The following is a 24,529-nucleotide window of genomic DNA, read 5'->3' as shown; positions in this document are numbered from 1 at the left end:
CTGCAACCCGCAGCCGAAACCAACCCGATCCGGACCAAGGAGTGAACTGATGCTGCAATCCCGTGAAGGCCAACGCGTTCCCAATGTCGCTTTCCGCATGCGTGAAGACAACGAGTGGAAGACCGTCACCACCGGCGAGCTGTTCAACGGCAGGACCGTGGTCGTGTTCTCGCTGCCGGGCGCCTTCACGCCGACCTGCTCGTCGACCCACCTGCCGCGCTACAACGAGCTGGCGCCGGTGTTCGCGAAGCACGGCGTGGACGACATCCTGTGCGTGTCCGTCAACGACACCTTCGTGATGAACGAATGGGCCAAGGACCAGGAGTCCGAGAACATCACCATGATCCCCGACGGCAACGGTGAATTCACCGAAGGCATGGGCATGCTGGTGGACAAGGCCGACCTGGGCTTCGGCAAGCGCAGCTGGCGCTATGCGATGCTGGTCAAGGACGGCGTGGTGCAGAAGATGTTCATCGAGCCGCAAGAGCCGGGCGACCCGTTCAAGGTGTCCGACGCCGACACCATGCTGGCCCACATCGCGCCGGACGCGCGCAAGCCGGACCAGGTGGTGGTGTTCTCCAAGGTCGGCTGCTCGTTCTGCGCCAAGGCCAAGCAACTGCTGCACGACAACGGCTTCGACTATATCGACGTGCCGCTGGACAACAAGGTGCGCGGCAAGGTGCTGGGCGCCGTGTCGGGCGAGATGACCGCACCGCAGGTCTTTATCAACGGCAAGCTCATCGGCGGCGCCGAGGCGCTGCAGCAGTACCTGGGCAAGTAAGCGGATTCCCCCTTCATCCCCCACCCGGGGACCGGCAGTCGCCGGACCCGATGGGGTCGCCTTGCCCGGCGGCATGGCGGCCCCATCCATCCCGCTGATTGACACCAGTTTGACACCATCAAGACAAAGGAATTGACCGCCATGACCACCATCCAGACCGACGTCGCCGTGATCGGCGCAGGCACCGCCGGCCTTGCCGCCTATCGTGCCGCGATTGCCGCGGGCAAGCGCGCCGTGATCATCGAAGGCGGGCCGTACGGCACCACCTGCGCCCGGGTGGGCTGCATGCCCTCCAAGCTGCTGATCGCTGCCGCCGAAGCCGCGCACGAACTGCGCCACACCGCGCCGTTCGGCGTGCACGTGGATGGCCAGGTCCGCATCGACGGCCGCGAGGTGATGGCCCGCGTGCGCAGCGAGCGCGACCGCTTTGTCGGCTTCGTGGTGCGTGGCGTGGAGAACATCCCCGAAGCCGACCGCATTCGCGGCTATGCCCGCTTTATCGACAACACCACGCTGGAAGTGGATGGGCACACCACCGTGCGTGCCAGCCGCGTGGTCATCGCCACCGGCTCCACGCCGATGCTGCCGACGCCGTTCCAGGTGTTCGGCGACCGCCTGATCGTCAATGACGATGTGTTTGCGTGGGAAGACCTGCCCGCCAGCGTGGTGGTGTTCGGCCCCGGCGTGATCGGGCTGGAATTGGGCCAGGCCTTGTCGCGCCTGGGCGTGCGGGTGCGCGTGTTCGGCGTCAGCGGCTCGCTCGGGCCGCTGACTGATCCCGTGATCCGCGCCTACGCGGCGAAGACTTTCAACGGCGAGTTCTATCTCGATCCGGACGCCAAGGTGACCGACATGGCCCGCGACGGCGACCAGGTGGTGGTGACCTACCTGGACCGCGAAGGCCGCAGCGTGACCGAGCGCTTCGACTATGCGCTGGTTGCCACCGGCCGCGTGCCCAATGTGCGCGGCCTGGGCCTGGAGCATGCCGGCCTGGCGCTGGATGCGCGCGGCGTGCCGCTGTTCGATACGCGCACGCTTCAGTGCGGCAATGCGCCGGTGTTCATTGCCGGCGACGCCAACAACATCCTGCCGCTGCTGCATGAGGCCGCGGACGAGGGCAAGGCCGCGGGCGAGAACGCCGCGAGCTATCCGCAAGTGAAGCCGCTGGCCCGGCGCGCGCCGATCGCGGTGGTGTTCACGGACCCGCAGATCGCGATGGTCGGCCAGCGTTACGCCGACCTGGCCGAAGGGACGTTCGTGACCGGCGAGGTCAGCTTCGAGGACCAGGGCCGCAGCCGCGTGATGCTGAAGAACCGGGGCCTGATGCATGTCTATGCCGACAAGGCCACGGGCCGCTTCCTGGGCGCGGAATGGACCGGCCCGCGTGCCGAGAACATCGCCCACCTGCTGGCGTGGTCGTACCAGCAGGGCCTGACCATCGGGCAGATGCTGGGCATGCCGTTCTACCACCCGGTGGTGGAAGAGGGCCTGCGTACGGCGCTGCGTGATGCGGAGGCAAAGCTCGAGGCCTGAGCGGGCCAGGTTTGCTAGACAGGTCTGTCTGTCATAGTATCAACCTATAGAGGCCGGGCGCCGCAGGGCGCTGTCCGGCCGCTCCCATTACCGATTACGCCGCCACCATGGCCACGCCTTCCGCCCGCGACCGCATCCTCGACACCGCTGCCCGCCTGTTCTACCAGGAGGGCTACCGCGCCACCGGCATCGACAAGATCATTGCCGAATCCGGCGTCGCCAAGATGTCGCTCTACCGCCATTTCGCCTCCAAGAACGAGCTGATTTCGGCGTTCCTGGCGCGCCGCCATGACGAGTGGATGACGTGGTTCCGGCAGGACGTGGAAGCCCGGCTGGCCGCGCGCCCGCACCTGGACGTGATTGCCGACGCGCTGGCGGACTGGTTCGGCCGCGACTTCCGTGGCTGCGCCTTTATCAACGTGGTGGCCGAGGCGGGCGGCGACGCGCGCGCGGCGGAACAGGCCGCGGCGCACAAGGCCGAGCTGGCCGCATTCGTCGCCGACATCGCCATGCGCCTGGGCCTGGATCAGCCGCAAGCGGTGGCCGAGGAAGCGATGCTGTGCATCGAAGGCATGATCGTGCGCTACCAGATGCAGCCGGATGCGGCGGTGATCGAGGCGGGGCGGCGGTTGCTGGGCCGGCTGCAGGCCGGCTGATTGGCGTGGGGGCTGGCCACTGAGGCTGAGAACTGCCCAACGCCTTCTTCGTCTGGCTTAGCGCCGAGGCAGCATCCGGTGCGATTTGGCGTAATCGCGCAGTGCGTCGTTCATCAGCGTTTGCCAGCCGCTACCGGTTGCCTTGTAGGCGTCCAGTACATCGGGATCGATCCGCAAGGTCTGGTTGACCTTGCGCTCGCCAGCCGGCTTGGCCGGCCTGCCACGGCGTTTCACCAGCGCATCGGCATTTTCTTTTCCCACGACCTGCTCAAGTACCTCGCGCGCCGGGCGCAGCCGCTTGATTTGTTCCGTCGGCAATGACACCGCATCGGGGTCTCCGGCAATGCCGCGCGCAATTGCGGCGTCCTCCGCGGGCGTCGGCATGGTGAGGTCAGGTTTCCTGTTCATAGTCTCGCGCCAAAATCGTAGCCGGCTGTATTTATGCTACAGCAATAAAAATGAATTTGGCACCGTCGGAATGCCAAAAGCCATATCACTCTGGAGCGGCTAGCCCGAGGCTCCCATAGAAAATGTCTCGCTTCTGACACATTCAGGCTACAATTCTTTGTAATTACGAATTATTCGCATTCGTAATCAGAGTTTTTCCACTTGCCACGCAGCGCCTGCGGGGTAGCTACCTTCCGATCCCTGAGTGATGTATTTCCACCCGACCAAGCAGGCAAAGCCGCGCTTTGCCTACCCCGCGATTGTCACCCCGCGCGGCCTTTCGCTGACCACCCTTGTATTGAGCCTGCAGGCCGGCGGCGTGTTTGCCCAATCCGGCGAAGTGCCTGCGCCGGCAACGGCCGGTGCTGCGGCTGAACTGCCGGCCGTGACGGTCCGCGCCAGCAGCGATGACGAAACCGCCTCCGGCCCGGTCCATGGCTTTGTGGCAAAACGCAGCGCCACTGCCACCAAGACCGACACCCCGGTGATGGAGACGCCCCAGTCGATCACCGTCATCACACGCGACCGGATGGAGGCGCAGGGCGCGCAGAGCGTGCAGCAGGCCATCGGCTACAGCGCCGGCGTCTACGCCGGGCCGTTCGGCAACGACGCCCGCGGCGACTGGGGCCGGTTCCGGGGCACCGAGTTCACGCAGTACCGCGACGGCCTGCTGAACCAGGTCGGCTTCTACAACAACGTGCGGCCCGACGTCTACGCGCTGGAGCGCATCGACGTGCTGCGCGGGCCGTCGTCGATGCTGTTCGGGCAGGGCGCGGTCGGCGGCATCCTGAACCTGGTCAGCAAACGCCCGCAGCCTGAAGCGGCGCGCGAGATCGGGGTGCAGTTCGGCAACTACAACCGCAAGCAGGTGCAGGCCGACCTGACCGGCCCGCTCGATGCGGACGGCAAGTGGCTGTACCGGCTGGTGGCGCTGGCGCGCGACAGCGACACGCAGGTGGACTACGTCAAGGACAACCGCTACCTGATCGCGCCTTCGCTGACGTGGCGCCCGAGCCAGGACACCTCGCTCACGCTGCTGGCCAACTTCCAGCGCGATGAAAGCGGGACCTCGGTCGGCTTCTTCCCCTGGCGGGGCACGCTGCATGCCAACCCGGCCGGCCAGATCCCCGATCACCTGTTTATCAGCGAGCCCGGCTTCGACCGCTACAACGCCGAGCAGGCGTCGGTGGGCTATGAGTTCCAGCACAAGTTCAACGACACCGTGACGGTGCGGCAGAACCTGCGCTATTCGCACAGCACGGTGGACTACCGCAGCATCTACGCGGCCGGCTTCAACGGCGCCGGCCACGGCTGGGTGCCGGGCAGCGATACGCTGATGCGCCGCACGGTCTACCTGAACCAGCCCACGCTGAACTCGTTCGCGGTCGATACCCAGGCGCAGACCAACTTCCGCACCGGCCCGGTCCAGCACACGCTGCTGACCGGCGTCGACTACCAGCACTCAGAGATCACGGGGCGCGCCGGGGTGGGGGCACGGCCGCGCCGCTCAATGTGTTCAACCCGGTCTACGGCAATTTCACCCTGCCGGGCACGCGCGACCTGAATCCCGCCACGCAGGCGCAGACCGGCCTGTACGTGCAGGACCAGCTGTCGTGGAACAAGTGGCTGCTGATGCTGGGGCTGCGCTATGACTGGTCGCGCGCCGCGCAGGACAACACGCCCTCGGCCAGCCGCGACGACAGCGAGCTGACCAGGCGTGCCGGCCTGATGTACCGCTCGGACATCGGCCTCAACCCATACGTCAGCTATTCCGAGTCGTTCCAGGGGCTGGCCGGCTTCAACAAGGCCAACCAGGCTTTCAAGCCGCTGCGCGGTTCGCAGTGGGAGGCAGGGATCAAGTACCAGCCGCCGGGCAAGAACGCCACGCTGACCATTGCCGCATTCGATATGCGCGAGAAGAACCGCAAGACCGCCGGCGTGGTCAACGGTATTCCCGATTCGGTCCAGGTGGGCGAGGCACGTACGCGCGGTATCGAGGTGGAGGCACTGGCCTCGTTGTCCAGCCGGCTGGACCTGATCGCAACCTATACCTACCTGGATGCGCGCGTGATCGACGGCACGCCGGCCGAGGTGGGCAAGAAGCTGGCGAGCACGCCGTCGAACATGGCGTCGCTGTGGGCCAACTATCGCTTCAAGCTGTTTGGCGTGCCGGGCTTTGTCGCCGGCGGCGGGATGCGTTATGTCGGCCCCAGCTATGACGGTGCCGACCAGAACCGGGTGGGCGGCGTCACGCTCTACGACGCGATGATCGCCTATGACCACGGCCCGCTGCGCGTCTCGCTGAATGCCAACAACCTGTTCGACAAGCAATTCCTGACCACCTGCCTGGCGCGCGGTGACTGCTACTTCGGCGCGCGCCGCACGGTGGTGGGCAGCGTTACCTACCGCTTCTGAGCCGGCTTGCATGGAGGCGCGCCTGCGGCCGGGGCGGCGATAGCGGCGCGCTTACTCCGAGTCGGGGATTGGCGCTCCCTGCACTTTGGGCGCCGGTTCGGCCCGCATGGCGTCTGCGGGCAAGAGCTTCAGGAAGGTGCGCGCGACCTCGGGAGCGCGGCAGGCGAGCCAGTCGTCCCACTGTTCACGCGGCACGATCACCACTGACCGCTTTTCCTCGCCCGGCTTGTGGAAGCGCTGCATCACCGGGTGCTGGGCCGAGTTGATGGTCAGCATGGTGAAGGACAGCGACTGGTCCGGCCAGCTGCGCCACAGGCCCGCAATGCCGAAGGCCGGCTCGCCGGGGAGCCAGACGCGCCAGCGCACCGGCTTGCCGGGCGGGCCGCCGGGCGCTGCATCTTCGGGATACGCAAACTCATAGAACGCCGTGGCCGGCACCAGGCACAGCTGGCCCTGGCGCCAGTAGCGCGCAAAGGCGGGGCGTTCGCCCACGGTCTCGCTGCGGGCATTGGTGGTGTCAAAGCGCCGTGCGCCGGGGGGGATGCGCGGGCGCGGCACCATGCCGAACGAGGCCAGTGCGCCACTGCGCGTGCCATCGTCCGCGGCGCGCACGATCGGCGCCGCGTAGTCCGGATAGGTTTCAGCCTTGTACAGCCCCGGCGGCGGTTCCACGCCGAAGATTTCGCGCAGGATCCGGCTCTGGACCGGGGCGTAGTTGGTGCACATGCGCTGTCTCCTGGCGGTGATGCCCGTATCGTCGGCGCCGGGCGGTGCCGCGTCAAGGGTGCCAGGAGGTGCGTCAGGGTTCACGGCAGGGATGGCAAAAACCGTCAGCCGCGCTGGCGGAATCGGTTATTGCCTGCTCCCGTGGCGCTCGCGCACACTCTTGCGGCAGCCGTTGCGCGCCGGCACCCCGCGCGCAGCGGCCACCTACCAAAAGGCACCAGCCGGAATACAGGAGACACCATGCGCGACTACGCCCAAGCCTTCGACGGATTTTCCTATGACGACGCCGTGGCACGGCAACTGCACGGCAGCCTGGAGGCAATGAACGCGTGCGTCGAATGCTGCGACCGCCACGCGCTGCCGGGCCGTATCGCGCTGTTCTGGGAAGGGCGCGACGGCAATTCGCGCAGCTGGACCTTTACCGAGCTGCAGGCACTGTCCGCGCAGTTTGCCGGCTTCCTGAAGGCGCAGGGCGTGCAGCCGGGCGACCGCGTGGCGGGCCTGCTGCCGCGCAATGCGGAACTGCTGGTGACGATTCTCGGCACCTGGCGCGCCGGCGCGGTGTACCAGCCGCTGTTCACGGCCTTCGGCCCCAAGGCCATCGAGCACCGGCTCAATGCGTCCGGCGCGAAGGTTGTGGTCACCGATGGCGCCAACCGCCCCAAGCTGGATGACGTGGATGGCTGTCCCGCCATCGTCACCGTGGCCGGCGACAAGGGCCGCGGCCTGGTGCGCGGCGACTTCAGCTTCTGGGCCGAACTGGAACACCAGCCGGCGTCGTTCGAGCCGGTGCCGCGCCGGGGCGACGACCCCTTCCTGATGATGTTCACCTCCGGCACCACCGGCCCGGCCAAGCCGCTGCTGGTGCCGCTCAAGGCCATTGCCGCGTTTGCCGGCTATATGCGCGACGCGGTCGACCTGCGCGCGGAAGATGCTTTCTGGAACCTGGCCGATCCGGGCTGGGCCTACGGCCTGTATTACGCGGTCACGGGCCCGCTGGCACTGGGCCATCCCACCACCTTCTACGATGGCCCGTTTACCGTGGAGAGCACATGCCGTGTGATCCGCAAGTACGGCATCACCAACCTGGCCGGCTCGCCCACGGCATACCGGCTGCTGATCGCCGCGGGCGAGGCTGTGTCAGGCCCGCTGCGCGGGCGGCTGCGCGCGGTCAGCAGCGCGGGCGAGCCGCTCAACCCGGAAGTGATCCGCTGGTTCGCCAGCGAGCTGGGCGTGACCATCCACGACCACTACGGCCAGACCGAGCTGGGCATGGTGCTGTGCAACCACCATGCGCTCGCGCATCCGGTGCGCATGGGCGCGGCCGGCTTTGCCAGCCCCGGGCATCGCGTGGTGGTGGTGGACGATGAGCAGCGCGAACTGCCGCCGGGCCAGCCGGGCACGCTGGCGCTGGACCTGAAGCGCTCGCCGATGTGCTGGTTCGGCGGCTATCACGGCACGCCCACCAGCGGGTTTGCCGGCAGCTACTACCTGACCGGCGATTCCGCCGAGCTGAATGACGACGGCAGCATCAGCTTCATCGGCCGGGCCGACGACGTCATCACCACCTCTGGCTACCGCGTGGGCCCGTTCGACGTGGAAAGCGCGCTGATCGAACACCCGGCCGTGGTCGAGGCCGCGGTGATCGGCAAGCCCGATCCGGAGCGCACCGAGCTGATCAAGGCCTTTGTCGTGCTGGACCCGCAATATCGCGCCGCGCCGGAACTGGCCGAGGCGCTGCGCCAGCACGTGCGCAAGCGCCTGGCCGCCCATGCCTACCCGCGCGAAATCGAGTTCGTCGCCGAACTGCCCAAGACCCCCAGCGGCAAGGTCCAGCGCTTTATCCTGCGCAACCAGGAAGTGGCCCGCGCGCGCGAGGCGGCCGCTGCCTGAGGCCTGAGCCGTTCCCGGACCGCTTCCTATAATGAGGAAGCGGTTGCCGGGCCCCGGGGGTGAAGGAGCCTGCGGTGCCGCGCCAGGCGCGCCTGCAGGCAGGGGCGCGCGTCTTCCATCTCCAGACCAATCGGGCGAGGCGAACAAAATGCAGAGTAGCGAAGCGGTGCTGACGCAGGCGCGCGCAGCCTTGGCGCATGTGCCTTATCAGGGTCATGTCCTCCATCCCACCATCCAGTTGCGGCTTTCCGACGGCGCGCTGATCCTGGAAGGCGAGGTGGCCGATATCGTCGACAAGACCAGGGCCGCGGCGACGGTACGGCGCGTGGACGGTGTAACCAGCGTGATTGATCACCTGCGCGTGGCCAATGGCGGCATGCAGGTAGGCGACGGCGAACTGCGCGACGCGGTGTGCGAGCGCCTGCTCAATGCCATCGATTTCCGCAATTGCAAGATCTGCGCGCGCGTCAAGGGCAAGCCCGAGGCCATGCGCGAAGCCGTGGGCGAACGCAGCGGCTGGATTGAAGTGGAAGTGCACGACGGCGTGGTCACGCTGTGGGGGCAGGTGATCAGCCTGTCGCACATGCGCCTGGCAGGGGTGCTGGCCTGGTGGTCGCGCGGTTGCCGCTGCGTGGTCAATGAACTGGTGGTAGCGCCCGCCGAAGCCGACCGCGACGATGAAATCACCGAGGCACTGATGCTGGTGCTGGAGACCGATCCCTTCATCGATGCCGGCCAGGTCAGCGCGCGCACCGAGAACCGCGTGGTGACGCTGGAAGGCTGCGTCGCCAGCGAGGACACGCGGCGCCAGGCCGAGCGCGACGCATGGTACGTGCAGGGCGTTGAGAACGTGGTCAACCACATCGCCTTGCGCACCTGAGCGCTGCCCTGGGCGCGGTCACTCCCCGGTGCCGCGCCGTACCGCGACATCTTCCATGCGCCAGTAGCGCCGCCGCGCCCGCAGCGCAAAGCGGGCGCGATAGTCTGACATCGACATGCCGGTGGTGCGCTGGAACAGCCGCCGGAACGCGGCGGCGTCGCTGTAGCCGCAGGCTTCCGCAATGCCCTGCGTGCCGTGCAGCGTGACTTCCAGCAGCATGCGCGCGCGCTCCACGCGCAGGGTGTGCAGGTAGTCCAGCGGGCTCAGCCCGGTAACCTGGCGGAAATGCCGCAGCAGCGTGCGTTCGCTGACCGCGGCCGCCTGGGCCACCGCGGCCAGCTTGTAGGGCTCGGACACATGGTCCTGCAGCCATTGGATGGCGCGATACACCGGGCTGTCGGCGGTGCGGCTGAGCCAGCGTTGCGACACCAGTGCCGGCACGCTGCGCTGGCGCTCGGGCTGGAACAGCATCAGCCGCGACGCCGCCTGTGCCAGGTCCGGGTCGTGCAGGTGGCCCAGCACGCGCAGCATGAATTCCACCTGCAGCGCCGGCGCCACGCACGAGAACACACGCTGGTGCACGCTCATGGCCTGGTCGCTGCCCAGGTCGCAATGCGGATACTGGCGCATCATCCAGCTCTGGAACATCCAGGGCGCGCCGGTCCTGGCGCCGTCGAGCAGCCCCAGCTGCAGCGGCAAGACCATCCCCGACGAACACGCGGCGATCCAGCCGCCGGCCTGCGCATGGCGCTCAACCAGGCGCAGCGCCGCGGCATCGCGCTGCACGATCTCGCCCAGCTGCAGCGCGTTGCTGGCCAGCAGGGCGGGGATCACCAGCAGCGTGCGGCTGTCCGCGGCGCGGGTGCGCCGGGTGGAGGCCACCAGCCCCGGCAGGTCTGCCGCCAGCGTGCGCCCGTTGCTGCCGCACAGCTGCCAGCTCAGCGTGGGCGCGGCGTCGGGCCGCTGCAGGCTGGCGACGCCGGCCACGGTGCGGAGCACGTCGAGCGCGGTGAACAGGCTGCCCGGCATGGCTTGCGGCAACCATAGCAGGCGGACATGCAGCGGGATGTTCTGTGAAGGCGGCGTGATTGCGGCTGGCATGCCAGGGGGCGTGGTCGGGTGCATGAGCGAAGCGTGGGGGGCAGGATGCCGTGGCGGGATCGGCATCCGGATTGGCGATATTGATCCTCCCCTAAGGTTCTGGCAAGGGCTAGCATCGTGCAGTTGTGCCGCGGCGCTGCCTGTGCGCCGAGGCATGGCACCAACAAGACCAATCCGAGGAGATTCCATGCCGTTTTCCGTTCGCCACGTTGCCGTTGCCGCCGCCCTGACGCTTGCCGGGGCCGGCACCCTGGCCAGTGCCGCCCAGCCCGATGCCGCGCTGCTGTCCGCCGCGCAGGCGGCCCAGCCCGCGCTGGTGCAGTCGCTCAAGGAGATGGTGTCGATCGAATCCGGCAGCGCCAACGCGAAGGGGCTGGCGCAGATGGCCGGCTATACCGAGAAGCGCCTGCAGGCGCTGGGCGCGAAGGTGGAACGCATGCCCGTCACCAAGGGTCCGGGCACCATGGTCAAGGCCACCTTCACCGGTACCGGCAAGCGCCGCATCATGCTGATCGCCCACATGGACACGGTGTACCCGGACAACACCCTGGCCACGCAGCCCATCCGCGAGGAAGGCAACCGGCTCTACGGGCCGGGCATTGCCGACGACAAGGGCGGCATCGCCGTGATCCTCCATTCGCTGGAGATCCTGAAGAACCAGGGCTGGCGCGACTACGCGCAGATCACGGTGCTGTTCAACCCGGACGAGGAGGTCGGCTCGGTCGGCTCCGGCGAAGCCATTGCCGCGCTGGCCGCGCAGCACGACGTGGTGCTGTCGTGCGAGCCCACCGCGGCCAAGGACGTGGTCAAGGCCGAGTCGCTGCTGCTGGGCGCCTCCGGCACCGCCACCGCCACCATGCAGGTCAAGGGCCGCGCATCCCACGCCGGCGCCGCGCCGGAGCGCGGCCGCAATGCGCTGATCGAACTTGCCCACCAGTTGCAGCAGACGCGCGACACCGCCAGCCAGGTGCCGGGCTCGCAGCTGAACTGGACCCAGGCCCAGGCCGGCACGGTGCGCAACCAGATCCCGGAAAGCGCCGTCGCCTACGGCGATGTGCGCACCACCGCGGCCGGCGCCGCGGAGAAGCTGAAGGTGGCGCTGCAGGACAAGGTCAAGTCCAGCCAGTTGGTGCCGGAGACGCAGACCACGGTGACGATGGAAGAGGGCCGCCCGCCGTTCGTGGCCGACGCGCGCGGCCGCGCGCTGGCCAAGCGCGCGCAGGAGATCTACGCCGAGCTGGACGGCCGCACGCTGGCCCTGGCCGAAGGCACTGGCGGCGCCACTGACGCCAGCTATGCCGCGCGCTCGGGCAAGCCCGCGGTGGTGGAAAGCTTCGGGCTGGCCGGCTTCGGCTATCACGCCCGCGACGAGTACATCGAACTGGACTCGATCGTGCCGCGCCTGTACCTGATGACCCGCATCCTGCAGGATATCGGGCGCAACTGAGCCGGCGCGCCAGGCCTGCGTTGCCGGCGCCTGGTTGCCCCTCCCGGCAAGCTGCTACAGTGTCATGGCTGCCCGCATGCGGCGGCCATGACAAAAGAGACCTTGCAGGGGGAGACAGAGATGAACCGCAAAGGCTTGCTGGACGCGGCCACGGCACTGGAAGACCTGGCCGCCGGCCGCACCCCCGCACCCGCGCAGGTGGCCGCGGGCGCCGCCGCGCTGGAAAAAATCCACGCCGATTACCCGGCCTGGCGCGACGTGGGCGATGCCTTGTTTGGCCTGAAGGCGCTGGCCGGCGGCAGCGGCATGGCGCTGGACACCAAGGGGCGCCAGCGCGCCGGCCGGCTGGCCGATGTGGTGCGCAGCCTGCTCGACCAGATCTGAGGGGCCGTGCTCCCGGGAACCCGTTCTACAGCATCGACTCGATCGGCAGGATCGACAGGAACCAGATGCCAAGCCGGCGCCACCAGCTGGTGTTCGGCTCGGTGTCGTGGCGGATGACTTCGTCGTCGCGCCGTTCCAGCCAGTACAGCTTGCCGGTTTCATCGAGCTTGACCTGGTAGGCCGCGCGCGGCACCACGCTGGCGAAGGTGGATTCGATCCGGCCAGCCAGATCCGGGCTGTCGATGACGAAGCCCAGTTCGGTGTTGATCGTGGCCGAGCGCGGGTCGAAATTGAACGAGCCCACGAAGACCCGGGTGCCGTCGACGGCAAAGGTCTTGGCATGCAGGCTGGAGCCCGAGCTGCCAAAGGGGCCGGCGCGCTCTTCCTTCTTGCCGGGCGCGGCCGAGCGGCGCAGCTCATACAGGTCCACGCCGGCTTCCAGCAGCGCCTTGCGCCGCTTGGCATAGCCCGAATGCACGGCGGCCACGTCGGTGGCTTCCAGCGCATTGGTCAGCACGCGCACCGCCACGCCGCGCCTGGCCATGTCGGCGAAATAGGACGTGCCGCCCGTCGATGGCACAAAGTAGGGCGAGACCAGGTCAAGCTCGCGCTGCGGGTCGCCCAGGATTTCACGCAGCTGGTGCGCCACCAGGGTGTTGCGCGATGCCTCGCCGAGCGCCTTGGCCGGGTTGTCGCTGACCATGCGCGTTTTCGCCCACTGGAACCGCAGCGTGCCGTCCAGCATCCGCTGCACGTCAGGCAGGTCGCGCACCGCGGCCAGGTAGGCTGCGGCAGCGGGGGTCTGCTCGACTGCACGGGCCTTGCTGGCCAGCGCCTGCAGCCGTTCGACACTGACCGGCGGCACCAGCCGGTCCACCGGATAGGCCGACGCACTCGACCAGTAGCGGTCGAAATCGTGCGCCACGTCGCCGGCCGCGGGCCCGATGGCGATCACGTCGAGGTCGGCAAACAGCACGCCATCGGTGGCGCCGAAGTATTCGTCGCCGACATTGCGCCCGCCGATGATGGTGGCGACGCCGTCGGCGGTGAAGGACTTGTTGTGCATGCGCCGGTTCAGGCGCCGGAAATCAGTCAGGAAATTGAGCGCCTTGGGGTGGCGGATCACGAACGGGTTGAAGAGCCGCACCTCGACCTGCGGATGCGCGTCCATGGCCGCCAGCCATTCGTCCATGCCGGCGATGCCGTTGTCGTCAAGCAGCAGGCGCACGCGCACGCCGCGGTCGGCGGCTTCATGCAACGTTTCCAGCAGCAGGGTGCCGGTCAGGTCGTCGCGCCAGATGTAGTACTGGACGTCGAGCGTGCGCTGCGCGGTGCGCGCCAGATGCACGCGCGCGGCAAAGGCGGCGTAGGCATTCTCGAGCGGATGGATGCCGCTCAGGCCCGGATGGCCCGCCACTTCGCCGGCCACCGCCTGGCCCAGCGGCGTGGCCTGGGATTCGGCGGGCGTCAGCGCAAAGGATTCGGTGCGGTGATCCAGCGGCGGCAAGGCGCAGCCGCCGAGCAGGGCGGCGCAGCACAGCAGCAGCGAATTGGCGCGCAGGCGGCGGTGGGGGGCGAACGCGGCGTCTGTCGGCGATGGCATGGCGGGTCCTGTCGGACCCCTCGCGGGGGCCGATCGTTACGGCAATGCCGCCATGTTGCCATGCCGCGCGGGCCGCGGGCTTAATTACGCACCGGGAGCGGGAAGTGTTGGCGCGCCACGGGGCTCCGGCGCATCGCCCAGGCCAGGGACGATATACAGACGGGCGTGCTCTCCTTACGCCTTGAGGCGGCGGTCTGATGGCGCGGGCAGGAACTGGTCAGTCCAGATGTCCGCCACCGTCAGCGGCGCCTTGATGCCGAAGGCGCCGACGGTTTCATCCAGCGTTGCCTGCAGCCGTGCCGGCGTGGCCGCGCCCCAGCCGTCGCGCCGGGTGTCGGGCGTCTTCATGGTGCCGTCGACAATCAGGCGCAGGCGCTCAGTCTCCAGCGCCTGGTCGGCCAGCGGCTCGCGCGCCTTGACCGCGGCACCGCCCGCGGCGGGATCGGCAATGGCGTCGAGCCAGCCGCGGGTCGAGGCCTTGACGAAGGCCTTCATCACCTCCGGATCGGATGTCATGCTCTTGCGGTTGGCTACCAGCCCGTTGCCGTAGGACTTCATGCCGTAGTCCGAGAAGCGGAACACGGTGATCTTCTCTGGCCCCATGCCGCGCGCCTTCAGGTTCACCAGGCCGGTGAAGAAGAAGTAGGCGGCGGCATCGAAGTCGCCCTTGACGAAGCGCGTGTCACCGATATCGGGCGTGACGCTCTCCCACTTCACGCCGCCGGGGTCGAAGCCCTGCGCCCTGGCGAAGACCGGGAACAGCTTGCGCGAGGCATTGAACGGCTGGCCCAGGATGGACTTGCCGGCCAGGTCCGCTGGCCTGACGATGCCGCTGCCCTTGCGCACCAGGATCGCGTTCGGATTGAGGTCGTACTGGATGGCTACCGCCTTGAGCGCGGCGGACGGATTGGTGGTGTTGAATTCGATCATCGCCGCCAGGTCGGCCGAGGCGCAGTCATAGGCGCCGCCCGCGACCAGGCTGATGGCCGAAGCCGAGCCGTTGCCGGTATCGATGGTGACGTCCAGCCCGGCGTCCTTGTAGTAGCCGCGCTGGTGCGCCAGCAGGAACCCCGCGCCCGAGGCTTCCACCTTCCAGCCGAGATTGAACTTGAACTTCTGCAGCGAGCCCGCCGCGCGGACATGGGGCACCGCGAACGGGGCGGCGGCAAGCAGGGCGGTGGCGCCAGAGGCGCGCAGGAAGGAACGGCGACGCATGTCTTTCTCCGGAACGAATGTCACTGGACGATGCGTGCGCGGGCGGGTGGCGCGAGTGCGGAAGGCGAGCGTGGCCTCCCGGGACGCCGGCACCATGCCGCGCCGGCATGCGGCCAGGGCATGCGCGGGGACCGTGCACATCATCGGGAGCAATTTCCGGGCGGCGTGCCGCTGAACGCTTCTACTCCGCTGCGGTTTCAGCAGGATCCGTGCCGGGCGCTGCGCGGCGCCATGCACCAAGCCGTTGCCCGGCATGCGCCATCACGGCGCAAGCCCCGGCGCAATCGCTGCGATCCCGGTGCAAAACCCCTGGCCCGGAACCTGCATGACCTCGGGCAAGAGTAGAAGCGTTCACCATCCGCGCGGGGCGTCGCAGACGCGCGCCGGATGGCCGGGAATTGCTCTTGAAGTCCGTGCCCCGCGCGATCGCGCAGGCTGGCACAGGCGACCTCAGGAGCGCGTTGTCCCGGCGTGCGTTGCCATGGGTGGTCTGCCTGTGCCGGCGAGGGGCCAATCCCTGACCCGCTTTGCACAAGGAACACCATGAGCCAACCAGACACCGCCTACGCCCTGGCCGAACTCCACCGCGAATCGCGCATGGGCGCGTTCGGTTCGGAAACCCGCCAGCGCGAGATCCGCCGCATCGACCTGTCCGACTACGCGCGGCGCAAGCCGCAAATCGCTGACGAACTGTGGCAGGCATCGGTAGACGTCGGCTTCTTCCAGATCGCCAACCACGGCATCGACCTGGCCAGCGTGCGCGAAGCCTTTGCCATGACCGAGTGCTTCTTCGCGCTGCCTGACGCCGTCAAGGCGCAATACCCGCTGCAGAAGGCCAACAACGCCGGCTGGGAAAGCCGCGCGCAGGTGCGCCCCTCGACCGGCACCCCGGACCAGAAGGAGTCCTACCAGATCACGCGCCCGCACATGGCCGGGCTGTGGCCCGGCGATGACGAACTGGAAGGCTTCCGCGCCACCATGCTTGCCTTCGAGGCGCAATGCTGGGAGGTGGGCATGAAGGTGCTGTCATGCTTCGCCGGCAAGCTCGGCTTTGCCAGCGACTTCTTCACGCAGGCGCACGATCCGCGGGCGCCGGACTACCAGAGCACGCTGCGGCTGCTGCACTACTACGCGATCCCGCCCGAACTGCGCGACAAGCTGGAGCTCTGGCGCGCCGGTGCGCATACGGATTTCGACTGCCTGACGCTGCTGTTCCAGCGCCCCGGCCAGGGCGGGCTGCAGGTCTGCCCCGGCAAGGAGATGGAGGCGCAGGCATGGACCCCGATCGACCCGGACGAGGAAGTCATCACCTGCAATATCGGCGACATGCTGATGCGCTGGAGCGACGACCGGCTGCCGTCGAACTTCCATCGCGTGCGCAATCCCGCGCCGGATGACTACATGGGCCCGCGCTACAGCATGGCGTTCTTCTGCCAGGCCAACCGCGGTGCGATGATCGAAGGGCCGGGCGGCAAGTATCCGCCGATCAGCGCGGGGGATTACCTGCGGCAGCGGGTGAATGCGAATTTCAAGGGGTATTGAGGCGCGGAAGAATTTCCATGCCGACGGTTTGCTCCCCTCTCCCGCTTGCGGGAGAGGGAGAACCCCGGCGGGTTCGCAGGAGTTCTTGGTTCGCTATTCCTACCTTACGAAGCCGCCACCACCCCGCAAGCGATCCGCCCGCCCGCATTACCGGTCGGCTGCGTCTTGTAGTCGTCCGGATCCTTGTGTACCACCACCGCGCGGCCGATCACCCCGTTGGCGCCCGTGCCAACGGTCAGGTCCGGCAGCAGCATGCTGACGCGAACGTTGCCGCTGGCGTCCGCGGTGACGTTGTTCATGTCGCCGGCATGGTGGTCGGGCATGGTCATCTGGCCGTGGGGCTTGCCGGTCGGGTTGAAGTGGCCGCCCGCGCTCATCGCATCAGGCGCGGAGCAGTCGCCCTTCTCATGGACGTGGAAGCCGTGCACGGAGTTGGGCGGCAGGCCGGTGATCGCCGCGGTCATCATCACGCCGCCGGGCTGCTGCTGGAAGGTCACGGTGCCGCCGGTATTGCTGCCGCTCTTGGGCTGGAGCGTGGCCGTCGCCCTGGCGCTGCCGGTGGCGCTGCTGCTGGCGCTGGTGCCGGACGCGCTGGCTGCAGACGAGGAGCTCATGCCGGAGCCGGCGCAGCCGGCCAGTGCAATGGTCGCGGCGATGCAGGCCGCCAGGGGGGTAAGCACTTGTTTCATCGGACTCCTCTTCTTGTCATGATTTCGGAAGAAACAGTATAGGCTGGCCGGCGCCAGGCCGATTTCCGGTTTTGTCCTACATGCCGCAATAGACCGTGTATCGCTAGCCAATCACGCCATCAGGCCGCGACCGCCAGCCGCTGCTGTGCCGCACCAAAGTGCGGGTGGCGCGAGAACAGGTCCGCCGCCCAGTTGACGAACACCCGCACCTTGGCCGACAGGTGCCGGTTCTGCGGATACATCGCCGAGATCGGCAGTTCTTCGGTCTGCCAGTCGGTCATGACCTCCACCAGCCGGCCGCTGGCCACATAGGGCTCGGCCATGGCGCGCGAGACCCGTGCCACGCCGTGGCCTTCCAGCGCGCAGCCCATGTAGACATCGGCATCGTTGGTGGAGATGGCCGACGGCAGCAGCACCTCGCTGCGCTCCATGCCGCGTGCCATGGGCCATGGCATCTCACGGCCGGTGCGGTTGGAAAGGAAATTGACCGCCTTGTGCTGGGCCAGTTCGGCCAGGTCGTGGGGGATGCCGAAGCGGTTCAGGTAGATCGGCGAGGCGTAGAACGCCAGTTGCACATGGCCGATGCGGCGAGCCACCATGGATTCCTCGACCGGCGTGCCCACGCGCAGCACCACGTCCACGCCTTCCTGCAGCAGGTCGATCGGCTTGCCGTTGATGGTCAGGTCCAGCTTCAGGTCCGGGTAGGCCTGGAAGAATTCGTGCAGGTGGGGCACCAGCACCAGCTGCGCCAGCCCCGCGGTGGTGTCCACCGACAGCGTGCCGCGCGGCGAGTTGTTCTGCCGCGTCAGTGACTGCTCCGCTTCCTCGACATCGGCCAGGATGCGCACGCACCGTTCGTAATAGGCCGCGCCGTCGTTGGTCACGCTGATGCGGCGCGTGGTCCGGTGCAGCAGCTTGACGCCCAGGTGGGTTTCCAGGTTCTGGATCAGGCGGGTCAGCGTGGCCTTGGGCAAGTCCATCGATTCCGCGGCGCGCGCAAAGCTGCCGACGTCAACGACCCGGGTGAATGCCTGCATTGATACGAGACGGTCCATGATGAGGTTCCGACGATAGATCCGAACGGCGTGCCGCGCGCGCTCGTGACGCACGTGGCCATGCTGGTTGTTGTTGTGGGGAGTCTGCCGGCTGGCTGGTACAGGGACTGCGCGCTGGCTGGGCGCGGGTTCCGGCATGGATTTCTGATCGGGCGCGCACCGGCCTGGCAGACCGCCGCGCGTGCCGAGAGCCGCAGTGAATCACAAAATCCAAGACCTTGTCATGCGTGGGGATATGCGGTTTCAGTGGCATGGCGGGGCGGTTTGCGATTATTCCAATCCCGGAACAGTGCATTGGCGATCTCTCGCTTTATCCCATCCTCGTCAATCACCATAATCCGTTGCATCGCAACACTCAAGCGCATTGTTTCCGTCGTGCGCCAACGCCATGTCCGAGAAGCCAGGCCAACGCCCTGATGCAGCCAGCGCCGCCTCTGCCCCCACGGCAGCCGGGCAGGTGCAGGTGCGCGTGGCCGAGCATACGGTGACCAGTGACGGGCGCGAGATCCTGGTTCGGGTGTGCTACCCGGCGGGCTATCCGGCGCCGGGCGCCGAGGGCGCCGCGCTGCTGCCCTGGCTGGTGTACCTGCATGCCGGCGGCTTCGTCGAAGGCGGCCTGGAACACGCATGCCATCTGGTGCAGGACCTGGCCACCACGGTGCCGGCGGTGGTGGTAACGCCGGCGTATTCGCTGGCGCCGGACCATCCGTTCCCGGCGGCGCCGGAGGACGCGCACAGCACGGTGCAGTGGGTGCTGCGCAATGCCCGGCGGCTGAAGCTGGACAAGGCCCGCTTTGCGCTGGTGGGCGAGGAGGCCGGGGGCAACCTGGCGATCGCGCTGGCGCAGATGCTGCGCGACCGCGGCACCGCGCAGCCGCGCGGGCAATGGCTGATCCGCCCGGTGACGGACCCGTGCCTGCAGCATGCTTCGTGCGCGGGGTTCGACGGCGGGCAGGTGCCGATGGACACCCTGCGGCGCCTGGCCGACAACTATCGCGACTACCTGCCGACGCCGGCGGATACGGTGCATCCGTATGCCGCCCCGGCGCTGGCCTCGCGCCTGGCCGGGCTGCCGCCCACGCTGGTCCAGGTGGCTGAATACGACGCGCTGCGTGCCGAAGGCGAAGCCTTCGCCGGGCGCTTGAGCAAGGCCGGCGTGCCGGCCCAGGCCATGATCATGCCCGGCGCCTGCGGCGACGGCGTGGAAGAGGCCCATGACAGCTGTCAGGCATGGGTCGACGAAGGTGCGCGGTTCCTGCGGCGATGTCTGGCCGCGGCCGACGATACCTCATCCCTGACTGAACGCCGCGCTGACGCCAACGCCAGCCGGCCTGGAGCCAAGCCCGCCGGCTGAGCCGCTCCAGACAACCGCCAGCCGGCTCTGTTTCGGCCAGAGCCAGGACCGCCGCAACACGCAAGCGGTCCTAAGTCCGACCATCAGTTTGGCCATGGTTCCGGTCCGCCCACGCGGACCGGCAGGCGGCGTTCGGCCATTTGCTTTTCCGGTTGAAGAAAACCCGATCCAGGAGTTTGAGAAATGCAGCAGCAGAAACGACGTACTTTGATTGCCCTCGCCATCGTCGTGGTGCTGGGCGCCGGCGTGGCCGGCTCGATCTTGCGCCCATGGCATGGCGGCGAAGCCCATGCCAACACCCCGCCGCCCGCGCCGGCGATTGAAGTGGCCGCCGTGGTCGGCCAGACCATCACCGAGTGGGATGAGTTCTCCGGACGGGTCGAGGCCGTGGAGCGCGTCGAGATCCGCCCGCGCGTCGGCGGCACCATTGACGCCGTGCACTTCCGCGAGGGCGCGCTGGTGAAGAAGGGCGACCCGCTCTTCACCATCGACCCGCGTCCTTATGCCGCGGAAGTCGCCCGTGCCGACGCCGCGCTGGGCGCGGCGCAGGTGCGCGCCGCCCATGCGCAGAGCGAACAGACGCGCGCGCAGCGGCTGCTGGATGACAACGCCATCTCGAAGCGCGAGTTCGACGAGCGCATCAACGCGGCCCGCGAAACCAGCGCCAACGTGCGTGCTGCCCAGGCGCAGCTGGAAACCGCACGCCTGAACCTGGCCTACACCCGCATCACCGCGCCGGTCGCCGGGCGCGTGTCGCGCGCCGAGATCACCGTCGGCAACCTGGTGGCTGCGGGCACGGCCTCGCCGGCCCTGACCACGGTGGTGTCGGTGTCGCCGATCTATGCCAGCTTCGAGATCGACGAGCAGAGCTACCTGCGCTACACCGCGCCGGGTGCCGGCGGTGGCCAGCCCAACCTGCCGGTCTACCTGGGCCTGGCCAACGAGGACGGCAATCCGCATGAGGGCAAGATCCAGTCGGTCGACAACCGCCTGGACCCGCGCAGCGGCACCATCCGCGTGCGCGCGGTGTTCCAGAACGAAGACGGGCGCCTGCTGCCGGGCCTGTACGCCAAGGTCAAGCTGGGCGGCGGCGCGCCGCATGCGGCGGTGCTGGTCAATGACCGCGCCATCGGCACCGACCAGGGCAAGAAGTTCGTGCTGGTGCTGGACAAGACCAACAAGCTGGTCTACCGCGAAGTGGAACTGGGACCCAACCATGACGGCCTGCGCGTGGTGCGCAAGGGCCTGAAGCCGGGCGAGACCATCGTCGTCAACGGCCTGCAGCGCGTGCGGCCGGGCGATACGGTCCAGCCCAAGCCGGTGGCCATGGCCTTCCGCAGCGAACTGGAACCGCGCGGCAACGCGCCTGATCGCAAGCAGGCTGCGAGCGAGAAAGGCGAAGCCGACGTGAAGCCGGTGAGCTGAGTCATGCGAGCCGATGGTTTGCTCCCCTCTCCCGCTGAGGGGAGAGGGAGCCGGCCTGAGCGATGTTTGATTCCGTCGCTTATGGCAACCACGTGAACCCGCACACCCAGCGCCCCTAGTTTTTTTCGCTCCCAAAGCAGCCGATGGTGCCCGCCATGGCGGACCGCCAGGGGAGCGTTTTTGCAGAGACCAAGATGAATCTCTCTAAATTCTTTATCGACCGCCCCATCTTCGCGGGGGTGCTGTCGGTGCTGATCTTCCTGATTGGCGCCATATCGATGTTCAAGTTACCGATCTCGGAGTACCCGGAAGTGGTGCCGCCGTCGGTGGTGGTGCGCGCGCAGTTTCCGGGCGCCAACCCCAAGGTGATTGCCGAGACCGTGGCTTCGCCGCTGGAAGAGCAGATCAACGGCGTCGAGGACATGCTGTACATGTCTTCGCAGTCCAACAGCGACGGCCTGCTCACGCTGACCGTGACCTTCAAGCTGGGCACCGACCCGGACAAGGCCCAGCAGCTGGTGCAGAACCGCGTCTCGCAGGCCGAGCCGCGCCTGCCGGAAGACGTGCGCCGGCTGGGTATCACCACGGTCAAGAGCTCGCCGGACCTGACCATGGTGGTCCACCTGGTCTCGCCCAACGACCGCTATGACATGACCTACCTGCGCAACTACGCGGTGATCAACGTCAAGGACCGGCTGGCGCGCCTGCAGGGCGTGGGCCAGGTGCAGCTGTTCGGCTCGGGCGATTACGCCATGCGCGTGTGGCTGAACCCCGAGAAGATGGCCGAGCGCCAGCTTGCCACCAGCGACGTGGTCAAGGCCATCCGCGAGCAGAACGTGCAGGTGGCGGCCGGCGTGATCGGCCAGTCGCCGGCGCTGCCGGGCGCGGACCTGCAGCTGTCGGTCAATGCGCAGGGCCGCCTGAGCACGGTGGAGGAGTTCGGCGACATCGTCGTGCGCACTTCCGCAGACGGTGCCGTCACGTACCTGAAGGACGTTGCCCGCATCGAGCTGGGCGCGTCTGAGTACGCACTGCGCTCGCTGCTGGACAACAAGCCGGCGGTGGCCATCCCCATCTTCCAGGCGCCGGGCTCCAACGCCATCCAGATCTCGGATGACGTGCGCAAGACCATGGAAGAGCTCAAGCAGAACTTCCCGGACGGCATCGACTACAGCATCGTCTATGACCCCACGCAGTTCGTGCGCCACTCGATCGAGGCGGTGACGCATACGCTGTTCGAGGCCATCGCGCTGGTGGTGCTGGTGGTGATCCTGTTCCTGCAGACCTGGCGCGCGTCGATCATCCCGCTGCTGGCGGTGCCGGTGTCGATCGTCGGTACCTTCGGGCTGATGCATGCGTTCGGCTTCTCGATCAACGCGCTGTCGCTGTTCGGGCTGGTGCTGGCCATCGGTATCGTGGTCGATGATGCGATCGTGGTGGTGGAAAACGTCGAGCGCAATATCGAAGAGGGGCTGACGCCGAAGGAGGCCACCTACAAGGCCATGCGCGAAGTCAGCGGCCCCATCATCGCGATCGCGCTGACGCTGATCGCCGTGTTCGTGCCGCTGGCCTTCATGACGGGCCTGACCGGCCAGTTCTACAAGCAGTTCGCGCTGACCATCTCGATCTCGACCATCATCTCGGCGTTCAACTCGCTGACGCTGTCGCCGGCGCTGTCGGCACTGCTGCTCAAGAGCCATGACGCGCCCAAGGACTGGCTGTCGCGCTGGATGGATCGCGTGTTCGGCGGTTTCTTCAAGCGCTTCAACCACTTCTTCGGCCGCAGCGCTGAAAGCTATGGCCGTGGCGTGAAGGGCGTGATCCGCCGCAAGGGCTCGGTATTCGGGGTCTACGCGGTGATGCTGGCGCTGACCTGGGGCGTGTTCCAGCTGGTGCCCAAGGGCTTTGTGCCGGCGCAGGACAAGCAGTACCTGGTTGGCTTTGCCAAGCTGCCGGACGGCGCCACGCTGGACCGCACCGAGGACGTGATCCGCAAGATGAGCGATATCGCGCTCAAGCATCCGGGCGTGGAATCGGCGGTGGCCTTCCCGGGCCTGTCGATCAACGGCTTCACCAACAGCCCGAGCGCCGGCATCGTCTTCGCCACGCTCAAGCCGTTCGAGGAGCGCAAGACCAAGGAGTTGTCCGGCGCGGCGATCGCGGCTGACCTGAACCAGAAGTACGCGGCCGTCCAGGATGCCTTTATCGCGGTGTTCCCGCCGCCGCCCGTGCAGGGCCTGGGCACCATCGGCGGCTTCAAGCTGATGATCGAGGACCGTGCGGCGCTGGGCTATGACGCGCTGTTCGAGGCCACCAACGCGTTTGCCAACAAGGCGCGCGCCACGCCAGAGTTGACCGGCATCTTCAGCAACTACCAGGTCAACGTGCCGCAGCTCGACGTCAAGCTGGACCGCGTCAAGGCCAAGCAGCTGGGCGTGCCGGTGACCGAGGTGTTCGACACGCTGCAGACCTACCTGGGCTCGGCCTATGTCAACGACTTCAACAAGTTCGGCCGGACCTACCAGGTCAAGGTGCAGGCAGACGCGCCGTTCCGCGCCCATGCCGAGGACATCCTGCAGCTGAAGACGCGCAACGCCGCCGGCGACATGGTGCCGCTGTCGTCGCTGGTGCAGGTCAAGCAGGGCTTTGGTCCGGACAGCGTGGTGCGCTACAACGGCTTTACCGCCGCCGACATGAACGGCGGGCCCGCGCCCGGGTTCTCGTCGGGCCAGGCCCAGGCCGCGGCCGAGCGCATTGCCGCCGAGACCCTGCCCAAGGGCATGAAGTTTGAATGGACCGAGCTGACCTACCAGGACATCCTGGCCGGCAATGCGGGGGTGTGGATCTTCCCGCTGTGCGTGCTGCTGGTGTTCCTGGTGCTGGCTGCCCAGTATGAAAGCCTGACGCTGCCGCTGGCGGTGATCCTGATCGTGCCGATGAGCCTGCTGGCGGCGATGACCGGGGTGTGGCTGACGCAGGGCGACAACAACATCTTCACGCAGATCGGCTTCATCGTGCTGGTGGGCTTGTCAGCGAAGAACGCGATCCTGATCGTGGAGTTTGCGCGCGAGCTGGAGCATCACGGCCGCACCGTGGTGCAGGCCGCGATCGAAGCCAGCCGCCTGCGCCTGCGCCCGATCCTGATGACCTCGTTCGCTTTCATCATGGGCGTGGTGCCGCTGGTGATCTCCACCGGCGCCGGCTCCGAGATGCGCCATGCCATGGGCGTGGCGGTGTTCGCGGGCATGCTCGGCGTGACCTTCTTCGGGCTGTTCCTGACGCCGGTGTTCTATGTGGCGCTGCGCCTGCTGGCCACGCGCGGCCAGCGCCGCACGGCCACGCAAGAGCAGGGCGCGCAACTGGCTGCATCGGCTGAATAATGG

Annotated in this window: 18 protein-coding genes and 1 pseudogene; 12 read left to right on the top strand and 7 right to left on the bottom strand. The window is 67.6% G+C overall.

The genetic code is table 11. The features are described 5' to 3' along the window. Window positions 1-49: 49 nt before the first annotated feature. The 3 genes from AC3WON_RS14945 to AC3WON_RS14935 all read left to right on the top strand — a co-directional run bounded on the left by AC3WON_RS14945 (window position 50) and on the right by AC3WON_RS14935 (window position 2,970). The gene (locus AC3WON_RS14945) at window positions 50-781 is read left to right on the top strand and encodes a glutathione peroxidase (protein ID WP_492352118.1); all 732 of its coding nucleotides are present in this window, start codon (window positions 50-52) and stop codon (window positions 779-781) included. Window positions 782-922: 141 nt separating this feature from the next. Further along, a complete protein-coding gene (locus AC3WON_RS14940) occupies window positions 923-2,314 on the top strand; it encodes a dihydrolipoyl dehydrogenase (RefSeq protein ID WP_492352117.1) in 1,392 nt (463 codons plus the stop codon). A 107-nt stretch (window positions 2,315-2,421) separates the two neighbouring features. After that, the gene (locus AC3WON_RS14935) at window positions 2,422-2,970 is read left to right on the top strand and encodes a TetR/AcrR family transcriptional regulator (RefSeq protein WP_492318562.1); all 549 of its coding nucleotides are present in this window, start codon (window positions 2,422-2,424) and stop codon (window positions 2,968-2,970) included. Window positions 2,971-3,027: 57 nt separating this feature from the next. Here AC3WON_RS14935 and AC3WON_RS14930 read toward each other — a convergent pair whose 3' ends face one another. After that, window positions 3,028-3,354 carry a BrnA antitoxin family protein gene (locus tag AC3WON_RS14930; RefSeq protein WP_035822186.1) on the bottom strand — a complete coding sequence of 109 codons (327 nt, stop codon included), beginning with the start codon at window positions 3,352-3,354 and terminating at the stop codon, window positions 3,028-3,030. 271 nt (window positions 3,355-3,625) lie between these two features. On the opposite strand from AC3WON_RS14930, the pseudogene AC3WON_RS14925 reads away from it, so the two are divergent. Next, window positions 3,626-5,832: pseudogene (locus AC3WON_RS14925) on the top strand (TonB-dependent siderophore receptor). Window positions 5,833-5,883: 51 nt separating this feature from the next. Here AC3WON_RS14925 and AC3WON_RS14920 read toward each other — a convergent pair. Continuing rightward, a complete protein-coding gene (locus AC3WON_RS14920) occupies window positions 5,884-6,558 on the bottom strand; it encodes an SOS response-associated peptidase (protein WP_492318559.1) in 675 nt (224 codons plus the stop codon). Window positions 6,559-6,798: 240 nt separating this feature from the next. On the opposite strand from AC3WON_RS14920, the gene AC3WON_RS14915 reads away from it, so the two are divergent. Both AC3WON_RS14915 and AC3WON_RS14910 read left to right on the top strand, forming a co-directional pair. Beyond that, window positions 6,799-8,451, top strand: coding sequence for an AMP-binding protein (locus AC3WON_RS14915; RefSeq protein ID WP_492352116.1), 1,653 nt, complete (start codon window positions 6,799-6,801; stop codon window positions 8,449-8,451). Between the two features lie 148 nt (window positions 8,452-8,599). Then, a complete protein-coding gene (locus AC3WON_RS14910; RefSeq protein ID WP_035822196.1) occupies window positions 8,600-9,331 on the top strand; it encodes a BON domain-containing protein in 732 nt (243 codons plus the stop codon). A gap of 18 nt (window positions 9,332-9,349) precedes the next feature. On the opposite strand, the gene AC3WON_RS14905 is transcribed toward AC3WON_RS14910, so the two are convergent. Continuing rightward, window positions 9,350-10,432 carry a GlxA family transcriptional regulator gene (locus AC3WON_RS14905; RefSeq protein WP_492352115.1) on the bottom strand — a complete coding sequence of 361 codons (1,083 nt, stop codon included), beginning with the start codon at window positions 10,430-10,432 and terminating at the stop codon, window positions 9,350-9,352. 187 nt (window positions 10,433-10,619) lie between these two features. Between AC3WON_RS14905 and AC3WON_RS14900 the strand changes: the two genes are divergently transcribed. After that, entirely contained in the window at window positions 10,620-11,879 is a 1,260-nt protein-coding gene (locus tag AC3WON_RS14900) for a M20/M25/M40 family metallo-hydrolase (RefSeq protein ID WP_340528487.1), read from the top strand. Window positions 11,880-11,999: 120 nt separating this feature from the next. After that, window positions 12,000-12,263 (top strand): hypothetical protein, encoded by a 264-nt coding sequence (locus AC3WON_RS14895; protein ID WP_010812450.1) that lies wholly within the window; start codon window positions 12,000-12,002, stop codon window positions 12,261-12,263. 25 nt (window positions 12,264-12,288) lie between these two features. Here the strand turns inward: AC3WON_RS14895 and AC3WON_RS14890 are convergent, their stop codons facing one another. Both AC3WON_RS14890 and AC3WON_RS14885 read right to left on the bottom strand, forming a co-directional pair. Next, the gene (locus AC3WON_RS14890; RefSeq protein WP_492318555.1) at window positions 12,289-13,866 is read right to left on the bottom strand and encodes a phospholipase D family protein; all 1,578 of its coding nucleotides are present in this window, start codon (window positions 13,864-13,866) and stop codon (window positions 12,289-12,291) included. A gap of 174 nt (window positions 13,867-14,040) precedes the next feature. Then, a complete protein-coding gene (locus tag AC3WON_RS14885; protein WP_492352114.1) occupies window positions 14,041-15,081 on the bottom strand; it encodes an ABC transporter substrate-binding protein in 1,041 nt (346 codons plus the stop codon). 543 nt (window positions 15,082-15,624) lie between these two features. Here AC3WON_RS14885 and AC3WON_RS14880 point away from each other — a divergent pair. After that, window positions 15,625-16,623 (top strand): isopenicillin N synthase family dioxygenase, encoded by a 999-nt coding sequence (locus tag AC3WON_RS14880; RefSeq protein WP_492352113.1) that lies wholly within the window; start codon window positions 15,625-15,627, stop codon window positions 16,621-16,623. Window positions 16,624-16,727: 104 nt separating this feature from the next. On the opposite strand, the gene AC3WON_RS14875 is transcribed toward AC3WON_RS14880, so the two are convergent. Together AC3WON_RS14875 and AC3WON_RS14870 are read right to left on the bottom strand one after the other, a co-directional pair. Next, window positions 16,728-17,312 carry a superoxide dismutase family protein gene (locus AC3WON_RS14875; RefSeq protein WP_492352112.1) on the bottom strand — a complete coding sequence of 195 codons (585 nt, stop codon included), beginning with the start codon at window positions 17,310-17,312 and terminating at the stop codon, window positions 16,728-16,730. A 119-nt stretch (window positions 17,313-17,431) separates the two neighbouring features. Next, window positions 17,432-18,367 carry a LysR family transcriptional regulator gene (locus AC3WON_RS14870; protein WP_492318552.1) on the bottom strand — a complete coding sequence of 312 codons (936 nt, stop codon included), beginning with the start codon at window positions 18,365-18,367 and terminating at the stop codon, window positions 17,432-17,434. 388 nt (window positions 18,368-18,755) lie between these two features. Between AC3WON_RS14870 and AC3WON_RS14865 the strand changes: the two genes are divergently transcribed. The 3 genes from AC3WON_RS14865 (at window position 18,756) to AC3WON_RS14855 (ending at window position 24,526) form a co-directional block, all read left to right on the top strand. Beyond that, window positions 18,756-19,721: an alpha/beta hydrolase gene (locus AC3WON_RS14865; protein WP_492352111.1), complete on the top strand. Its 966-nt coding sequence runs from the start codon at window positions 18,756-18,758 to the stop codon at window positions 19,719-19,721. Between the two features lie 183 nt (window positions 19,722-19,904). Beyond that, a complete protein-coding gene (locus tag AC3WON_RS14860; RefSeq protein WP_492318550.1) occupies window positions 19,905-21,146 on the top strand; it encodes an efflux RND transporter periplasmic adaptor subunit in 1,242 nt (413 codons plus the stop codon). Window positions 21,147-21,340: 194 nt separating this feature from the next. After that, window positions 21,341-24,526 (top strand): efflux RND transporter permease subunit, encoded by a 3,186-nt coding sequence (locus AC3WON_RS14855; RefSeq protein WP_492352110.1) that lies wholly within the window; start codon window positions 21,341-21,343, stop codon window positions 24,524-24,526. The last annotated feature ends 3 nt before the right edge of the window (window positions 24,527-24,529 follow it).

This window comes from Cupriavidus sp. FW305-46 (assembly GCF_058787075.1).
Note: the sequence above shows the minus strand (reverse complement) of the source record. Positions and strands in the feature narration are given on the sequence as shown.